A 20804-nucleotide genomic window follows, 5' to 3' on the forward strand; every position below is an offset into this window, starting at 1 on the left:
CTGGCCTCGGCGGCGCGTGCTGCCGGTCTGGACCTGTCCCCGCGCGAGATCTTCGAACTCCGCACGATCCGGGCGATGGCCGCGACGGCCGACAGCGGTGCGGCACGCCTCGAGATGCTCGAGGAGGCCGAGCCCGCCGGTGTCGGCCAGGTGACGGTGTCGCCGGTCGTCCACTGGATGATCGAGCACTCCCAGGAGCCGGCCGACTTCGCCGACTTCGTCCAGGCGGCCGTGCTGCTGGCGCCGGAGGAACTCGACGTCGCGCAGATGAGCGAACTGCTCGCCGCGGTCGTCGCCGCGCACCCGATGCTTACCGCGACGCTGACCGAGACCGAGGGCGGCTGGCGGTCGGTCGCGGGTAACGGCTTCGACGCGACCGAGGCCGTCATCGGGGTCACGAGCACCGCGGCGGTCGGCACCGCCGGGTTCGACGCCGATCTCCGCGCCGCATTCGCGACCGCCTCCGCAACCCTGGATCCGTCGACCGGCCGTCTCGCGCGTGCCGCGGTCGTCCGGGACACCGAGGGCGCCGGACGGGTGCTCGTCGTGATCCACCACCTCGGCGTCGACGCCGTCTCGTGGCCGGTCCTGATCGAGGACTTCGTCACCGGCTGGGCGCAGCTGTCCCGCGGTCGCGAGATCGATCTGCGAGCAGAGCAGACGAGTGCCCAGGCGTGGACGAACGCCGTTGCGGCGAAGACCGATTCGTGGTCGGAACAGATCGGTCACTGGCTCGATCGGCTCCCGGCCCGCCCCACCTCGCTGGGCGTCGAGCTGGACCGCAGCCGGGACCGCATGTCCACCGAGCGACTCGTCTCCGTCGAGATCGACGCCGACGTCACGGCGGCGGTGCTGACGTCGGTGCCCGAGGCATTCGGCGGCAACGTCAACGACGTGCTCCTGGGCGCGTTCGCACGCGCCGTCCGTTCGTGGCAAACCCATCGCGAGGTCGCCGACACCGCACCGGTCACGGTCCTCACGGAGGGGCACGGACGGTACGAAGAAGTGCTCGCCACCGGGCCGTCGCCGCGCCGCGCCGACCTGTCACGGTCGGTCGGTTGGTTCACCACCCTGGTACCGGTGTCCCTCGACCCGGGCGAAGATGTCGTCCACGCGATCAAGGCGGCCAAGGAGGAACGGCTGGCCCAGCCGGACAACGGCATCGGTTTCGGCTGGTTGCGTTACGGGCCCGGAGCCGACGCCGACCTCGCGTCGCGACCCCTGCCGTCGATCTCGTTCAACTACTTCGGTGCCGGCGGCGGGGCCTCCGTCACCCAGACCGACGCCCTGCCGTTCACCAACGCGCCCGACGCGCCAGTCCTCGGCTCGTCCGCGTCCGGCGCGATGGTGTCGCTGGCCGCGCTCGGTGTCACCGTCACCACGTCGCACGACGCGGACGGTAGGCGAAAGCTGGTGGCCGGGGCCAACTTCCCGGGCGCGCTTTTCACCGAGGACGAGATCGGCGCGCTGTTCGGACTGTGGGCGCACGAGCTCTCGGCGGTCGTCGACCTGGTCCGGGCGGGCACGTCCGTCGGACTGTCGCCGTCTGACGTGCCCGGCACCGAGCTCACCCAGCACGAACTCGACGCACTGGCGGCGTCCCACCCGGGCGCGGACATCTGGCCGCTGACGCCGCTGCAACGGGGACTGCACTTCCAGGCCGAGCTCGCGCAGGGTGGCATCTCCGAAGGTGCGGTCGACGTCTATGTGACGCAGGCGATCCTGACGCTGGGCGGTGATGTGGATGTGACGGCGCTCCAGCGCGCGGCGCAGGCGCTGTTCGCGCACCACCGCGTGCTGCGATCGGGATATGTGCGCACGGCGGGTGGGACCGTCGTCGCGGTCGTACCACCGTCGGTGGGAATCCCGTGGGACGTCGTGGACCGTCGTACGCCGGTCGCCGGTGCAGAACCCGAAGACCTCGACACGATCGTCGCGCAGCTCGCGGACGCCCAACGGGTCCGCCCGTTCGATCTCGCGTCGCCGCCGCTCGTCCGCTTCGTGGTGGTCCGCGGACCGGACACCACCCGGGTCATCGTCACCAACCACCACATCGTCCTCGATGGGTGGTCCGGTCCGCTGGTTCTCGCGGATCTGCTGGCCCTGTACGCAACCGGGCAGACATATACGGGACAGGTCGCCCGGACCACCCAGGATTTCGCCGACTATCTGCGCCGTATCAACGGGTCCGATGATGCAGCCGGTTTGGCTGCCTGGGCGCAGATCCTCGCCGACGTGGACGAACCGACGCTGGTCGCCCCGGGAGCAGAGGCGACCGCGGACACGCTTCCGCAGCGGCATGACGTGGTGGTCGATGCTCGCGTCGCCTCGGCGGTCGACGCGCTGGCGCGCGACCACGGCATCACCACGGCGACCGCGCTGCAGGTGGCATGGGCGATCCTGCTGTCGCGGCTGACGGGCAATCGTGTGGTCACGTTCGGCGAAACCGTCTCCGGGCGCCCATCGGATCTCGATGGAGTCGAGTCGATGGTCGGCCTGTTCATCAACACGCTGCCCGCGGTCGTCGACGTCGATCCGCAGTCCTCGGTCCTGGACATCCTCGCCGAGGTCCAGGCGAAGAAGGTGACGGTCCTCGATCACCAACACCTGGGGTTGTCCGACATCCTCTCGTCGGTCAGGTCACCGGTGGCGTTCGACACGCTGGCGGTGCATGAGTCGTACCCGGTCGACGTCGAATCGATCTCCGAGGTGGACACCGGCCAAGGCGTCAGCGTGCTCGATGTCGAGACCACCGACGCAACGCATTACCCCCTGAGCTTCGTGACCTCGCGGCGGGGGGACGAGATAGTTCTCGGTCTCTCCTATCTGCCCTCTGCCTTCGACGACGCCCAGATCCGGGTGTTCACCGAGGCGCTGGCGCAGATCCTGGCCGCGATGGCGCAGCATCCGGACACGTTGTCCGCCGACATCGCACTCGCGGACGCGTCGCTGCTCGACACGGTGCGTACCTGGTCGGTCGGACGGTCGGTCGCCGTTGCCGAACGGTCGCTGGCCGACGCCGTCGTGTCCCAGACGGCGGCATCGGCGGATGACGTCGCGATCGTGTTCGAGGACCGCAACGTCACCTACGGCGAGTTCGGTGCCCGGGTCTCGGCTCTGGCGCGGGACTTGATAGAGGCCGGAGTGGGCCCCGACGTGGCAGTGGGTGTCTGCATCGATCGTTCGGTCGAGATGGTGGTCGCCGTCCACGCCGTGGTCGCCGCCGGCGGTCAGTACGTCCCCATCGACACCGCGGCTCCGACGGACCGGGTCGCGTACATGATCGACACCGCAGGCGTGGGTCTCGTGCTCGTCGCCAGGGGGACGGCACCGGCCGGGATCTCGGGACCGGCGGATCGGGTGCGGGTGATCGGCGTGGACTGCTCCGCGGCCGTGGACTCCTCGACCCGACCGGTGTCCGACTCTGATCGGGTCCGACCGATTCGACCCGACGACGCCGCCTACACGCTGTTCACCTCCGGATCGACCGGCCGTCCCAAGGGAGTGACCGTCCCACACTCCGCGGTCATGAACTTCATGGCCTGGCGAGGTTCGTTGGTGCCGGAGGCGTCTGAGCAGATCACCCTTCTCAAGGCGCCCTACACGTTCGATGCCTCGGTCTGGGAGATGTTCTGGCCGTTGATGACGGGCGGTCGAGTGGTCGTCGCCGCGCCGGGCGGACACGCCGATCCCCGGTACCTGCGAGACATCATCGGTCGGCACGGTGTCACCGCGGTGCAGTTCGTTCCCTCGATGCTCGCGGTGTACCTGGAGTTGGCCGACGACGACGAGTCCGGCAGCACGTCCCTCCGGCACCTGTTCACCGGTGGCGAGGCACTGTCGGACTCCCTGGCCGCGAACCTGCACCGCACCTCCCCGGACGTGCGCCTGCTCAATCAGTACGGTCCGACCGAGACCACCGTGGATCTCACCACGACGCACGTCGTGCCGGCCGAGTCCGTCACCATGGGTCGTCCGGGCTGGAACACCACGACCTGGGTCCTCGACTCCCGTTTGCGGCCGGTACCGGCCGGAATCGCGGGTGAGCTGTACCTGGGCGGCGCGCAGGTCGCCCGCGGGTATGCGGGACAGCCCGGTCTGACGGCTGAACGGTTCATCGCAGATCCCTTCGCCGACAACGGTGCGCGGCTCTACCGCACCGGCGACCTCGTGCGTTGGAGCACCTCAGGCGAACTCGAGTACCTCGGGCGCACCGACTTCCAGGTCAAGCTGCGCGGGCAGCGGATCGAGCTCGGCGAGATCGAATCCGTTCTGATGTCGGTACCCGGCGTGGTGCACGCGGCGGCGACAGTCGTCGACGACCAGCTGATCGGTTACGTGGCACCCGCATCCGTCGATCTGGATGCGGTCAAGGACGTCGTCGCCGGTGCTCTTCCGGAGTACATGCGTCCCAGCGTCTGGATGCCGTTGGACGCCATGCCGCTGAACACCGCGGGTAAGGTCGCCCGTCGCGAGCTCCCCGCGCCGGAGATCCGCTTCGACGATTTCGTGGCGCCGGAGAACGCAGCCGAGCGCCGTGTCGCCGACATCGTGGCCGAGGTCCTCGGCGTCGACGAAGTCGGTGTCACAGCGTCCTTCTTCGAGATGGGCGGCAACTCCCTGTCGGCGACTCGTGTCATCGCGAGGGTCGGCGACGCCCTGGGCGTCGAGGTGTCGGTGCGTGACCTCTTCGAGTCGCCAACCGTACGGGCGCTCGTCGCCCGGCTGTCAGGTCGTGGCGCCGGCGTGGCCCCGGTGGTCGCCGTCTCCCCGAGACCCGAACTGATTCCGCTGTCGTTCGCGCAACAGCGCATCTGGTTCCTGAACCGTTTCGAGCCGGGGTCGGCAACGCACAACCTCCCAGCCGTGCTGCGTCTGTCGGGTGATCTCGACGCCGATGTCCTGCACAGCGCGCTGGTCGACGTCGTCCGCCGGCACGAGGTGCTGCGAACGACGTTCCCCGATCAGGCCGGCGTGCCGTATCAGCTCATCCATCCCGAGGCATCGGTCGCCGATGGGCTCGACTGGGGTATCGCCGGTTCCCAGGACGAGCTCGTCGCAGCCGTGATCGCCGGCTTCGATGTCACGACCCAATGGCCCATCCGTGTCCGCCTCTGGCGCGCCGCCGACGGGGAGCATGTGCTCGCCATCGTGTTGCACCACATCGGCGCCGACGGTGAGTCGATGGCGCCGTTCGTCTCCGATCTCGTCGCCGCGTACGGCGCCCGCGTCGTCGGCGAGGCTCCCGGTTTCGAGCCGCTCGCGGTGCAGTTCGCCGATTTCGCGATCTGGCAACACACTGTGCTCGGCTCGGCAGACGACCCGGAATCGGTTGTCGGACGTCAATTGGCGTACTGGACTGCACAGTTGGCCGGTCTGCCGGATGTGCTCGAGCTGCCGGCGGATCGGCCGCGTCCGGCGGTCGCGTCGGGCCGGGGTGATCGGTACGACGTGGGAATCCCGGCTGAGATCGGTGCGCGTATCGCAGAGGTGGCACGCGGGGCCGATGTGACGCCGTTCATGGTGGTGCACACGGCGCTCGCAGTGTTGTTGGCGCGGTTGTCGGCCACCGACGACATCGCGATCGCCACCCCGATCGCCGGTCGTGGGCAGGCGGTGCTCGATCCGCTCGTCGGCATGTTCGTGAACACCTTGGTCCTGCGCACCGCGGTCGACGGTGACCAGCCGTTCGACCGCCTGCTCGCGCGGGTCCGCGACACCGATCTCAACGCTTTCGCGCATGCCGACGTCCCGTTCGAGACCCTGGTCGATCGGCTCAATCCGGTTCGCTCCGAGGCGTTCTCACCCTTGGCGCAGGTGACCTTCTCGTTCGATCCGGCGGCCTCGGCCGCCGAGGCGCTCGGGGACGCCGGCGGTCTGACGGTCACACCGTACGGCGAGGTCGCGGTCACCGCGCAGACCGACCTGTGGATCACGGTGACGTCCGGGACGGCCGGCCAGGACTGGGGGTTGTCGATCATCTACGCGACCGATCTCTTCGAGGAAGCGACCGTCGTCGAGTTCGCCGACCGCTTCACCCGCTTGCTCGCTGCGTTGACCGCGGCGCCGGGAACCGCAGTGGGCGACGCGCCCTTCGTCGCGCCGGCGACGGTGGCCGAGATCGAGACCGCCGAATGGGGCGACCCCGTGGAGTTGCCGGCCGTGCAGACGGTCAGTGACGCCGTGGCCGCTCAGGCCCGACGCACACCCGACGCGACCGCGCTCGTCTTCGGTGAGCGTGAGGTGTCCTACGCGGAGTTCTCGGCCCGGGTCAACACGCTCGCCCGTGCTCTGGTCGCCGCCGGGGTCGGTCCCGATGTCGCGGTGGCGCTGTGTGTTCCGCGATCGGTCGAGATGATGGTGGCCATCCATGCCGTCGTCGCCGCTGGTGGTCAGTACGTGCCCGTCGACGTGGCTGCACCCGCGGACCGCGTTCGCTACATGTACGAGACCGCCGGTGCGCGAGTGCTGCTGGTCGCCGACGCGGACGGGGTACCCGGCGCGGTGAACGCCGCGCACGAGGCCGGCGTCCGTGTCATGACCGTCGACGCCTCGGCACTACTGGACGTCGACTCGGCGTCAGCCGCCCCGGTGTCCGACGAGGAGCGACTCGCGCCGCTGCGCCCGGACGATGCGGCATACACCCTCTTCACCTCCGGGTCGACCGGACGTCCGAAGGGTGTGACCCTGTCACACGCGGCCGTGCTCAACCGCCTGTGGTGGGGCCTTGACGCGCTGCCGATCGGCCCCGACGACGTCGTGATGCAGAAGACGCCGTACACCTTCGACTGCTCGGTGCCGGAACTGTTCGCGCCGTTGGCGATCGGTGCGCGTGTGGTCGTCCTCGCCGACGGTGGTCACCTCAATCCGCGGCAGGTGGCCGACGAGATCGCCCGCACCGGCACGACGATGGTGCACTTCGTGCCGTCCATGCTCTCGGTGTTCCTCGAGGTCGTCGACCGCGAACAGCTCGCCGCGCTCGACACCCTCCGGATCGTCTCGACCACGGGTGAGGCGTTGCCGCCTGCGGTCGCGGCACCGGTGCGCGAACTGTGGCCGGATGCCTGGTTCTTCAACCTCTACGGTCCGACCGAGGCCGCGGTGGAGATCACCTTCGAGCGCATCCATTCCGTCGCCGCCGACGACCCGACCGTGCCCATCGGTGTCCCGGTGTGGAATTCGTCGGCTGTGGTCCTCGATTCACGACTGCGTCGCGTACCGCCCGGCGTGCCCGGTGAGCTCTATCTCGGCGGGGTCCAACTCGCCCGCGGTTACGCCGCCCGCCCGGACCTCACTGCCGAGAGATTTGTCGCCGACCCCTACGGCGAGCCGGGTTCGCGTCTGTATCGCACCGGCGACCTGGTGCGCCGCCGTCCCGATGGCGTGCTGGAGTATCTCGGCCGCACCGACTTCCAGGTGAAGCTGCGCGGCCAGCGCATCGAACTCGGTGAGATCGAAGCGGTCATCGCGTCGGCGCCCGGCGTCGTGCACGCCGCGGCGACCGTGGCCACGGCACCCGGTGGCGGCGAACACCTCGTCGGTTACGTGGCGGGGGTCCCGGGCGAGCGCCTCGACATCGACGCGGTGAAGTCGGTTGTCGCCGAAGCGCTCCCGGAGTACATGCGGCCGAGCGTGTGGATGCCCGTCGAGGACATCGCGCTGAACACCGCAGGCAAGATCGACCGTCGCGCGCTGCCCGAGCCGGTGTTCTCCGCCGGTGAGTACGTCGAGCCCGCCGATGAGTCGGAGGCCGCGGTGGCGGCCGTGTTCGCCGACGTCCTCGGCCTCGACCGCGTGAGCGTCACCGACTCCTTCTTCGACCTGGGCGGCAACTCGCTGTCGGCGATGCGGCTGGCCGCGCGCGTCGGTGAGGTCACCGGCAGCGAGATCTCGGTCCGCGACCTGTTCGACGCGCCGAGCGTGCGGGAACTGGCCCGTGCCAGCGTCGATCTCGACGCAGCCCGGGCGCCCATCGTCGCGGTCAGTCCCCGTCCGGAACGCATCCCGCTGGCCTTTGCGCAGCAACGGATGTGGTTCGTCAACCAAGCCGACACCACGTCGCCGGCCTACAACATCCCGGTGGTGCTGCGTCTGTCCGGTTCCCTCGACGAAGACGCTCTGCACGCCGCCCTGATCGACGTGGTGTCGCGCCACGAGTCGCTGCGGACCACGTTCCCCTCCGTCGAGGGGATGCCGTATCAGAAGATCAACCGGGCATCGTCGGTCGCCGCGCGTCTGGACTGGGATGTGGTCTCCTCGCAGGAGGAGATCGAGGCCGCGGTGTCGGCCGGCTTCGACGTCTCGCGCGACTGGCCGATCCGCGCCCGGATTTGGGAGGTGGCGCCGGATGAGCACGTGTTCGCGGTCGTCACCCACCACATCGCCTCCGACGGTGAATCGATGATGCCCCTGGTGAGCGATGTCGTCACCGCTTATCTGGCCGAAACCGCCGATGCCGATCCGGATTTCGCGGATCTCGAGGTCCAGTTCGCCGACTTCGCGATCTGGCAGCACGACGTGCTCGGCTCGCCCGACGATCCGGAGTCAATTGTCGGTCGGCAGCTCGCCTACTGGGTCGAGCGGTTGGCCGGTCTGCCGGACGTGATCGACGTGCCCACCGACCGGCCCCGCCCGGCTCGTGCCAGCCAGCGCGGCGGACGCGTCTCCTTCACCGTCCCGGCCGAGGTCGGTGACCGGATCGAGCGCGTCGCACAGGACACCGGCGCCACGCCCTTCATGGTCGTGCACGCGGCGTTGGCCGCGCTGCTCTCGCGCCTGTCGGCGACCGACGACATCGCGATCGGCACCCCGGTCGCGGGTCGCGGTCAGCGCGTGCTCGATCCCCTGATCGGCATGTTCGTCAACACGCTCGTGCTGCGCACCAGCGTCGACCTCGACCGCGGCTTCGCCGATCTGCTCGAGGCCACCAGAGAGGCCGATCTCGGCGCGTTCGCGAACGCCGATGTGCCCTTCGAGATCGTCGTCGATGCCGCCGGTGCCCAACGGTCGGCGGCCTTCGCTCCGTTCACCCAGGTCTGGCTCACCTTCGACCAGTCCACCCTGCCGGAGCTCGCCGGCGCCGACCTGTCGGTGGGGGAGGTCGCCGGCCTCCAGGTGAGTCCGGTGGACACCGGTCAGACCCCGGCGCGCGTCGACCTGCTCGTCGGGATGACCCAGCCGGGCCGCGGCGAGGAGTGGGCGGGCACCATCACCTACGCCACGGACCTGTTCGACGAGTCGACCGCGGTCCGCCTGGGCGAGCAGCTCGTCGGACTGCTGACCGAGGCCGTCGACGATCCCCGGGTTCCGCTGCGGCAGATCACCCTCGGCGACACGATGTCGCTGGCCGAACTCGCCCGCGCCGCAGCGCAACCCGAGCCGGAGCGCCAGACGGTGTCGATCGCCGACTCCGACGCGGTCGTGACCGGGGGGCCGGGAACCGAGCCGGTTGTCCTGGGTGACCTGTTCGCCCGGGCCGCCGCGAAGTGGGGACCGCGCCAGGCCGTCGTCGACGCCGACAACGTCTGGCTGTCGTACGCGGACCTCGACGCGCGGTCGAACCGATTGGCGCGCTGGCTGATCGGTCAGGGCATCGGCCCGGAGAGGCTGGTCGCGCTGGCGATCGGCCGCTCCGCGCAGCTGCTCACCGCGATCTGGGCGGTGGCCAAGACCGGTGGTGGGTATGTGCCGATCGACCCGGACTATCCCGCCGAACGGGTGGCGAACATGGTCGAAGATTCGGGCGCGATCCTGGGCTTGGCCGTCCAGGCGTCGGGAACCCTGCCCGGGGAACGCTTCTCGTGGCTCCGTCTCGACGACACCACTCTGTCCGCCGAGATCGAGACACTGTCCGACGCGCCGATCACCGCAGCGGATCGTCGTGGCCCGGTACGGGTGGACAATGTCGCCTACGTGATCTACACCTCCGGCTCCACCGGGCGACCGAAGGGTGTCGCCGTGACCCATTCGGGTCTGGCGAACTTCGCCGCGGAGGAGATCCGGCGCTCGGGCGCCGACGAGTACTCGCGGGTGCTCGGCTTCGCCTCGCCCAGCTTCGACGCGTCGGTGCTCGAGTACCTGCTCGCGATCGTGTCCGGCGGCGTGTTGATCTACCGCCCCGCCGACGCGGTCGGCGGCCCGCCGCTGCAGGACCTGATGATGCGACAGGCGATCACCCACACGTTCCTGACGCCGACCGTGCTCGCGACCATCGAACCGCAGGCGGTCCCAGCCCTCCGGGTCGTCTATGCCGGTGGCGAGGCCGTGCCGCAGGCGCTCAAGGACAGCTGGGCTCCGTTCCGGCGGATCCAGAACCTGTACGGCCCCACCGAGACCACGATCGGCGTGACCATCAGTGCGCCGATGGCGGTGGGCGAGCCGGTCTCGCTCGGCGGCCCGCTCGCCGGCGTGGGCCTGATGGTGCTCGACGCGCAGTTGCGTCCGGTCCCCATCGGGGTCGCGGGTGAGCTGTATGTCAACGGCGGCGCGCTGTCGCGCGGATACCTCGACCGCCCTGGCCTGACCGCCGAGAAGTTCGTGGCCAACCCGCACGGGCACCCGGGTGACCGGATGTATCGCACCGGTGACATCGTGCGGTGGAAACAGGATTCCACCGGCGCCCCGGTCATCGAGTACTCCGGACGCAGCGACGACCAGGTGAAGCTGCGTGGGCTGCGCATCGAACTCGGTGAGATCGAGGCAGTTCTCGCCGAGCACCCGGCAGTCCGCTCGGCCGTGGTCGTCGGTGTCGGCGGGTCGGTCGCCACCGCGCTGGCCGCCTATGTGGTCGCCACGGACGCCGACGTCGATCCGGCCGAGCTGAGAGCATTTGTCGGCGAACGACTTCCGGCGCACATGGTGCCGGCATCGGTGGCGGTGCTCGACGAGCTCCCGCTCACCCCGGTCGGCAAGCTCGACAAGGCGGCGCTCCCCGAACCGGTGATCGAGGTCGGCGAGATCGTGGCACCGGAGACCGACGAGGAAGCCGCGGTCGCCGCGGTGTTCGCCGAGGTCCTGGGCATCGACCAGGTCAGCGTGACCGAGTCCTTCTTCGACCTCGGTGGCAACTCGCTGTCGGCGACGCGCGTCGCCGCCCGGGTGGGCGAGGTGCTCGGCGTCGAGACCTCGGTGCGCGACCTGTTCGAGGCGCCGACGGTGCGTGCGCTGGTGGGCGAGGTGTCCGGACACGCCGAGGCGCTGCCCCCGATCGTCGCGAACGCCGAACGGCCGGAACTCGTCCCGCTGTCGTTCGCACAGCAGCGGATGTGGTTCATCAACCAGTTCGATCCGTCGCTGCCGACCTACAACATCCCGGTGGTGTTGCAGGTGACCGGGCCTCTGGACACCGACGCACTGCACCAGGCGATGGCCGACGTCGTGGGGCGTCATGAGGTCTTGCGCACCACCTTCCCGTCCGTCGAGGGGGCGGCGTATCAGCTGATCCACCCGCGCGAGCAGATCGCCGAACGCCTCGACTGGGAGATCGTGGCGGATCAGCACGAACTCGAGAGCGCGATCGTCGCGGGCTTCGACGTGAGCGCCGACTGGCCGGTCCGTGCGCGGGTCTGGCCGGTCGAGCCGGGGCGATCCGTGGTCGCAGTGGTCGTCCATCACATCGCCGCCGACGGCGAGTCGATGAATCCGCTCCTGGCCGACGTGATGAACGCCTACGACGCGCGGGTCGCCGGGCGGGCACCCGACTTCGAACCGCTCGAGGTCCAGTTCGCCGACTTCGCGCTCTGGCAGCACGATGTCCTCGGCGACGGTTCCGACCCGGACTCGGTCATCGGCGCCCAGTTGTCATACTGGACAACCAAACTCGCTGATCTGCCCGAGGTGCTCACGCTGCCGTTCGATCGGCCGCGGCCGCTCGTCGCCTCGCAGCGGGGCGGCCGGGTCGGTGCGGCGATACCGGCCGAGATCGGTGACCGCGTACGCGATCTCGCCCGTGAGGCCGACGCGACTCCGTTCATCGTTGTGCATGCGGCGCTCGCGGTACTGCTGGCGCGTCTGTCGGCGGGGGAGGACGTGGCGATCGCGACGCCGGTGGCCGGCCGCGGCCAGCGTGTCCTCGACCCGCTGGTCGGTATGTTCGTCAACACCCTCGTCCTCCGCGCGCAGATCGCTCCGTCGATGACGTTCGCCGAACTCCTCGGGCAGGCGCGCGAGACCGATCTCGAGGCCTTCGCCAACGCCGATGTCGCCTTCGAGACGCTCGTCGAACGACTCAACCCCGTACGGTCGGAGGCGTTCGCCCCACTGGCGCAGGTCATGCTGACCTTCGGTCAGACGGCGATCCCCGAGATGGGAGCCGACACGTCCCCGGCCTCCGTCGCCGGCCTCGACATCGAACCGATGGTGCCAGCGGACCCGCCGGCGAAACTCGACCTGACCGTCGGTGTCACCGTCCCCGAGGGCGACGGCGACTGGCCGCTCGAGTTCGTGTTCGCCCGGGATCTGTTCGACGAGGACACCGTCGCCCAGCTGGCCCGCAGGTTCGTCGCGCTTCTCGACCAGCTGACGGCGCGGACCGAGGCGCCGGTGGCCGACGCCGCGCTCCTCGAGCCCGCCGAGGTCGAAGAGATATTGCGGCGATCGCGCGGTGCCGAGATCGCCGTCCCGGCGGAGTCGGTGGCCGATGCGCTCTGGTTTCGCGGCGCGCGGTCGCTCGACTCGATCGCGCTGACCTTCGCCGACCGTGAGCTGACCTATCGCGAATTCGGCGCTCGCGTCGCCGATCTCGCCCGGGAACTCCTCGGGCTGGGGGTGGGACCCGATGTCGCGGTGGCGATCTGCATCGATCGCGGTGTGGAGATGGTCGTCGCGGTCCACGCGGTGACCGCGGCGGGTGGCCGATACGTGCCCATCGACACCGCGGCCCCCGGCGACCGCGTGCGCTACATGGTCGAGACCGCGGGTGCGCGGGTCCTCCTGGTCGGGCCGCAGCCCGTGGCGGCTGACCTGTCCGGTCTCGACGACGGGATCCGGCGTGTCACCGTCGATTCGACCCGCGACATCGATCCGGCGACACCGCCGGTCACCGACGCCGAGCGTGTGCGGCCGATCCGCGGTGACGACGCGCTGTACACGCTCTTCACCTCCGGCTCGACCGGACGGCCCAAGGGTGTGACCGTCTCCCACGCCGCGGTGGCCAACCGGTTGTGGTGGGGACTCGACGAGTACGCCTGGACCGTGGGTGACCGGGTCATCCAGAAGACGCCCTACACCTTCGACGTCTCGGTGCCGGAGCTGTTCGCGCCGTTGCTGACCGGTGCGACGATGGTGATCGCCGAACCGGGCGGTCACGCCGATCCGCTCTACATCGCCGACCTGATCGCGTCCAGCGGTGCCACCTCGGTGCATTTCGTCCCGTCGATGCTGTCGGTGTTCCTCGATGTCGTACCGGCCGAGACGATTTCGCGCCTGGGTACGCTCCGGTGGCTGTTCGCCTCCGGTGAGGCGCTGCCGCCCGCGGTGGTGGCCCGTGCCCACGAGCTGCTGCCACATGTCCAGATCGTGAACCTGTTCGGTCCCACCGAGGCGGCGGTCGAGGTGGCCTACGCCGACGTGACCCGGGCACCGTCGGTCGTGCCGATCGGCGTGCCGGTCTGGAACACGACGACCCATGTGCTCGACGCGCGGCTGAACCCGGTCCCGACGGGGGTCCCGGGCGAGCTCTATCTGGGTGGAAATCAGGTGGCCCGCGGGTATGCCGCGCAACCGGGACTGTCCGCCGAACGCTTCGTGGCCGACCCGTTCGGCCGGCCCGGCTCGAGGCTGTACCGCACCGGTGATCTCGTGCGGTGGAACGCCTACGGGGAGATCGAATACCTCGGCCGTACCGACTTCCAGGTGAAGCTGCGCGGCCAGCGCATCGAACTCGGCGAGATCGAGTCCGTCGTGGCTGCGGCACCCGGCGTCGTGCACGCCGCGGTGTCGGTGGCCGACGCGCCGGGCGGCGGACAGCATCTGGTCGCCTATGTCGCGCCGTCGACCGTGGACCTCGAGGTCCTACGGGACGCGGTGACCCGGGCACTTCCGGAGTACATGCGTCCGACGCTGTGGATGCCGATCGACGAGGTGGTGCTGAACAGCGCGGGCAAGCTCGACCGCCGCGCCCTGCCCGCTCCCGACTTCGCGGGGCTCGACGCCGATTACGTCGCGCCCGCCAACGCGACCGAGGAGACCCTGGCGAGCATCGTGGCGGGTCTGCTCGGACTGGAGCGGGTCTCGGTCACCCAGTCGTTCTTCGCGCTCGGCGGCGATTCGATCATATCGATCCAGCTCGCCTCGGCGGTTCGCGCCGCCGGGTTCACGCTGACACCGCGAGACATCTTCGAGCAACGCACCATCCGGGCGATGGCCCGCGTGGTCGCCGGTGAAGCGCATCGCCTGCCGGCGCTCGACGAACCGACCGGCGGAGCGCATGGCGAACTGCCGCTGCTGCCGGTGATGTCGTGGATGATCGAACATTCGCCGGAGCCCGGCGATTTAGCGGACTTCTCGCAGTACCGGGTACTCCACGCGCCGTCGGGGCTCACCGTGGACGCGTTGTCGGAGTTGCTGTCCGAGCTCATCGCGGTACACCCGATGCTGTCCGCGCGTCTCACCCGCAATGGTGACCGCTGGCAACTCGTCGCCGGATCGGGCGAGAGCCCAGATGGTTCGCACACCGATGGTCAGAGTGCAGCCCCGCACGTGTTCGCGCGGTCATCGGCCTCCTCGGTGGGTACCCCCGGCCACGACCATGACGTACGCGCCGCGCATGCCGAGGCGCTGGCACACCTCGATCCGTCGACCGGTGTGCTCGTCGCGGCGGGCATCGTCGAAGACATCGACGGCGTCGGCCGGGTCGTCCTTGCGATCCACCATCTCGGTGTGGACGCGGTGTCCTGGCCGATCATCGTCGAGGACCTGGTGATCGGATGGGCGCAGCGGGCAGCGGGTCAGCCGATCGCGCTGCGGGCCGAGGCGACGTCCGAGCGGGCGTGGGCCCACGCTGTCGGCGCACAGGCCGACCGGCGGTCTGGGGAGCTGCCGTACTGGCTCGAGCGGCTCCCGGCCCGGCCCACCGATCTCGGGATCGACTTCGACCCGTCGCGGGACCGGTTCGCCACCGAGGTGTCGGTGGTCCACGCATTCGACGCGCAGGTGACCGAGGCCGCGCTGACCTCGGTGCCGGAAGCGTTCCGCGGCAACGCCAACGACGTTCTGCTCGGTACGTTCGCACGTGCGGTGCGGGCGTGGCAGGCCGCGCGCGGCATCGCCGACGTCGCACCCGTCACGGTCCTGGTCGAGGGACACGGCCGTAAGGACGAGATTCTCACCGACGACGGCGAACGCGCCGTCGACCTGTCCCGCACGGTCGGCTGGTTCACCACGATCGCCCCGGTCGCCGTCGACCCGTCCACCGACGTCGCCCATGCGGTGAAGTCGGCCAAGGAGGAACGCCTCGGGCAACCCGACGGCGGACTCGGATTCGGTGTGCTGCGCTACGGCGCCGACACCGAGCTGTCGCAGCGTCCGCTGCCGAGCATCGGGTTCAACTTCTTCGGCGCCGGACGCGCGGGACGCCCCGCGGCCGAACCCGCGCACGACGTCATCCCGTTCACCGGCGCGCCGAGCGCACCGGGGATGCCGCCGTCGGTGTCGGGCGCGATGGTCGCGCTGAACCCGTTGAGCGTCAACGTCGGAACGCAGAGCGACGGCGATGCCCGGCGACTGACGGCCAATTTCACTTTCCCGTCGGCACTGTTCGGGACCGACGACGTCACCTCGCTCGCCGAGTTGTGGGCGAACGAACTCGCCGCGCTCGCGCAGCACGTCGCCGCCGTCGGCGACCCGGGCCGCTCGCCGTCGGACGTGCCGGGCACGCCCGTCACCCAGGCCGAACTCGACGCGCTCGCGGTGCGTTTCCCGGGTGCGGACGTCTGGCCGCTCACGCCGCTGCAGTCCGGTCTGTACTTCCAGTCGCAGATGGCGGCGCGCGACCCGTCGGGCGCCGACGATGTGCCCGCGGCGGGAGCCGCAAGTGTGGACGTCTACGTCACCCAGGCGGTCCTGCACCTCGGGGGCGACGTCGACCGCTCGCGATTGCGTTCGGCCGCAGAGGAACTGGTGGCCCACCACCGGGTGTTGCGCAGCGGATACGTGCGTACGCCCGGAGGTGCACTGGTGACCGTCGTGCCCCCGCGCGTCGACCTGCCGTGGTCCGAGGTGTCCCTGGAAGCAGGTCTCGACGACCTCGGGGCCGCACAGCGGGTGCGTGAGATCGCCGACGCCGAACGGATCACGCCGTTCGATCTGGAGAAACCGCCTCTCATGCGGTTCGTCGGTGTCGAGCACGCCGCCGGTTCCGAGACGACGCTGAGCCTGATCGTGACCAACCACCACATCCTGCTCGACGGCTGGTCCGGACCGCTGGTCCTCGCGGACCTGCTCGCTCTCTACGCCGGGGTCGGCCCGTACACGGCCACCATCGCCGCGGAGACCGACTTCGGTGATCACGTCCGGCGTCTCGCCGCCGGCGACCGGGCCGCGGGTCTCGCCGCGTGGCGGGAGGTGCTGTCGCCGCTCGAGGAACCGACGTTGGTGTCCGGCGCCGAGGAGGCCACGACCACCTCGTTGCCGCGCAACCACGAGGAGTGGATCGACGCCGAGACGACGGCCGCGATCAACCGGCTCGCCCGCGAGCGCGGGGTCACGGTCAGCACGATCCTGCAGTTCGCGTGGGCGGTACTGCTGTCGCGTATGACCGGCAACCGGGTCGTCGCCTTCGGTGAGACCGTGTCGGGCCGCCCGTCGGACCTCGACGGTGTCGAGGGCATGGTCGGCCTGTTCATCAACACGGTCCCGAGCGTCGTCGACGTCGATCCGGCCGCCGCCATCGGTGACGTGCTCGCCGCGATGCAGGCCGACAAGGTCGCTGTCCTCGACCATCAGCACGTCGGCCTCGCCGACCTCACCGCGCTGGCCGGGATGGGTGCTCTCTTCGACACCCTCACCGTGTTCGAGTCGTTCCCGGTGGACTCCGACTCGCTGTCGACCGCGGACACGTCGCTGGCCGGCGGTCTGCAGATCGTCGGCGTGGATGCCGACGACTCGACGCACTATCCGCTCAACCTCGCGTCGTCACCGTCGGGAGACCGCCTGCTGCTGAAGCTCAAGTACCTGCCGTCGGCCTTCGCCGACGACCAGGTGCGGGTCTTCGGTGCGGCGCTGCGCGAGATCCTGCGGGCGGCCGTCGACGATGCCGATCGGCCGACCTCGGCGATCACCCTGCTCGACGCGGAAGCGGCTGCCGAACTCGCCCCGGTGAACGGTCCGGCGGCGCCGGAACCGCGTCTGCTGGGCGAGGTGTTCGCCGCGGTGGCGGCCGAGCACGCGGGGATCGTCGCGGTCACCGACGGCAGCGGGACGTCCCTGACCTACGCCGAGCTCGACGAGCGCTCGAATCGTCTCGCGCGGTGGTTGGCCGGCCGCGGGATCGGCGTCGATTCCGTGGTGGGGCTCGCGGTGGGACGCACCGTCGACCGTCTGGTGGCGCAATGGGCGCTGGCGAAGCTGGGTGCGGCGTACCTGTCCGTCGACCCGACGCTGCCCGCCGACCGGATCGCGCACATGATCACCGATTCCGGTGTGCGACTGGTCATCACGTCCGATCGACGAGGCCCGGGGACGGGCATCGACGTCCCGGGCGACGTCGAGTCGATCGATGTGCACACCCTCTCCGAGGCGGTGCGCGAGGTCGACGGCAGTCCTCTCGCCCCGGGTGAGCTGGCAGGTGCCCCGCGTCTCGACGCTCTCGCCTACGTCATCTACACCTCCGGCTCGACCGGTGTGCCCAAGGGTGTCGCGGTCACCCATCGTGGTGCACACGCCTTTGCGGTCGCCGAGGCGCAGCGGTTCGGTATCCGTCCGGGTTCACGTGTACTCGGTTACGCCTCACCGAGTTTCGACGCCTCGGTGCTCGAGTGGCTGCTCGCCTCGACCTCGGGTTCGACGCTGGTCTACCGGCCGGACGAGGTCGTCGGCGGCGAGGTGCTGACCGGATTCCTCCGCGAGCACGCGCTGACGCACGTGTTCCTGACTCCGAGTGTGCTGGCGACGGTCGAACCCGACGACCTGCCCGCACTGCGGATGCTCGCCTCGGGTGGCGAGGCGGTCTCCACCGCCCTCGTCCGCTCGTGGTCGCACCGGGTCGCGTTCCACAACGCGTACGGTCCGACGGAGGCCTCGGTGGCGGTCACCATCAGCGGTCCGCTCGATCCGGACCGTCCGGTGACCATCGGCGCCCCGGTGCCGGGTACCGGTCTGCTGGTCTTGGACCAGCGCCTGGCGCCGGTGCCCGTCGGGATGGCCGGCGAGCTGTACGCCACCGGCGTCTCGTTGGCACGCGGTTACCTCGGGCGCCCGCAACTGACCGCCGAACGGTTCGTGGCGTCCCCGTTCGGGGCGCCCGGCGATCGCATGTACCGCACGGGCGACCGTGTCCGGTGGGTGCGCTCGGCGTCCGGCGAGCTGGTGCTCGAGTACCTCGGACGTTCGGACGACCAGGTGAAGCTGCGCGGCCTGCGCATCGAACTCGGCGAGATCGAGAACGCGCTGTCCTCGCACCCCGGTGTCCAGACGGCCGTGGTGCTCGGGGTGGGCGGATCGGTCGCGACCGCGCTGGCCGCCTATGTCGTGCCGGCATCGGACGCGCAGGCGGGCGGGGCGGCGGCCCTCGACGTCGGCGATCTACGCGACCATCTCGCGGATCGGTTGCCCACGTACATGATCCCGGCGACGATCACGGTGCTCGACGCCCTGCCGCTCACCCCGACGGGCAAGCTGGACAAGCGGGCCCTGCCCGCCCCGGAGATCGAGGCGGACGACCTCGTGGCCCCGGAGACCGCGGCCGAGGCGCGTGTCGTCGCCGTCTTCGCCGACCTGCTGGGCGTCGACGCGGTGTCGGTGACCGGTGACTTCTTCGCCCTCGGCGGCAACTCGCTGTCGGCGACCCGACTGGCCGCGCGCGTCGGGGACGCGCTGAACGCCGACATCGGCGTCCGGGACGTGTTCGAATCGCCGACCCCGCGTGCTCTGGCCGCCCTCGGGGAACACCGCGGCGGGTTGCGCGCCCCGGTGACCCGGGTGGAGCCCAGGCCGGCGGCGATCCCGCTCTCGTTCGCGCAGCAGCGGATCTGGTTCATCAACCGCCTCGATCCGGCGTCGGCGGCGTACAACCTGCCGATCGGCGTCGAACTCGGCGGCGAGCTCGACGTCGAGGCCCTCGGTGCGGCGATCGGCGACGTCGTCGCCAGGCACGAGATCCTGCGGACCACGTTCCCGGCCGTCGATGGCCGGCCGACGCAGGTCGTCCACGACGCCGAGGGTCCGGCGGCACTGCCCCGGCTCGTCGAATGTGCCTCGGAGGCCGAGCTCCTCGACGCACTGTCCGCCGGTTTCGACGTGACCACCGAGGTGCCCGTCCGAATCCGGTTGTGGCAGCGCGGTGAGGGTTCGTGGGTCCTGCTCGCGGTACTGCATCACATCGTGGGCGACGGTGAGTCCATGCGGCCCCTGATGACCGACGTCGTGACCGCCTACCGCGACCGGGCCGCGGGCCGGACACCGGACCTGCCGCCGCTGCCGGTCCAGTTCGCCGACTACGCGCTGTGGCAGCAACGCGAGCTCGGGGCGGTCGACGACCCGACGTCGGTGGTGGGCCGGCAGCTGACGTACTGGCTGCGGCAGCTCGCCGGGGTGCCCGACGTGCTGGAGCTACCCGCCGACCGGCCTCGCCCGACGGTGGCGTCGATGCGGGGTGCACGGGTGGACTTCGAGATCCCGCACGAGGTCGCGACGCGGATCTCGGCACTGGCGCGCGAGCGCGGGATGACGCCGTTCATGGTGGTGCACGCGGGGCTGGCAGTGCTGCTCGCCCGGGTCACCGCGACCGACGACATCGCCGTGGCCACGCCCATTGCGGGTCGCGGACGTGCCGAGATCGATCAGCTGATCGGAATGTTCGTCAACACCCTGGTCCTGCGGGCCGAGGTCGACCCGGCGATGAGCTTCGCCGAACTGCTCGAGGACACCAGGGTCGTCGACCTCGACGCCTTCACCAACGCCGACGTGCCGTTCGAGACACTGGTCGAACGTCTGAACCCGACCCGGTCGCGGGCGTTCTCCCCGCTGGCACAGGTCATGCTCACGCTGACCAGCGCGGGCAATGGCTCGCCGGTGTTCGAGGCGGAGGGGTTGCGGGTCGCGCCGCTCGAGTCGCCGGTCACGTCCGCGCAGCTCGACCTGACGGTCGCGGTGGTCACACGTCCGGACCGGTCCTGGTCGGCGTCGATGGTGTACGCGACGGACCTGTTCGACGAGGGGACGGTCGAGTTGTTCGCGCAGCGTCTGGTTACGCTCCTCGACGGACTCACCGCCCGACCGGATGCCGCGGTCGGGGAGTGTCCGCTCGTGACGCCCGCGGAACGTGATCGCGTGCTGGCCTGGTCGGCGGGTGCCGCGACGCGGCCGACCGGCGCGACCCTGCCGGGCATCGTCGGATCCCGGCAGCCCGGCGCGGGGGAGCCGGGAGCCGGCGAGAACGGTGTGGCCGGCCGCGGGGTCGGGTACAACGGTCGCGGTGAGTACAACGGCCTCGACGACCCCGACGGGTACAACGGCCTGGGCGGGGACGCGGGTCGCTACGGTGACGATGGTTCCGATGGCAGTGGTCCCGGTGGGGATGACTGAGCACAGCGAACACACGGGGGGAATGGGGAACGCGGGACGAGACGGCAGACGACGAGGCGAGATGG

The 20804-nt window shown here is 70.3% G+C and carries 1 protein-coding gene (cut by a window edge); it reads left to right on the plus strand.

Annotated elements, in window-relative coordinates; genetic code table 11:
- Positions 1-20739: the 3' portion of a non-ribosomal peptide synthase/polyketide synthase gene (locus ABIC25_RS18570; RefSeq protein ID WP_354562626.1), read on the plus strand. It extends 19428 nt beyond the left edge of the window; 20739 of the gene's 40167 nt are visible here — the last part of the coding sequence; its start codon lies beyond the left edge, outside the window; the stop codon is at positions 20737-20739.
- Positions 20740-20804 lie beyond the last annotated feature (65 nt).

This window comes from Gordonia sp. PvP123, from assembly GCF_040547295.1.
Lineage (GTDB): Bacteria > Actinomycetota > Actinomycetes > Mycobacteriales > Mycobacteriaceae > Gordonia > Gordonia terrae.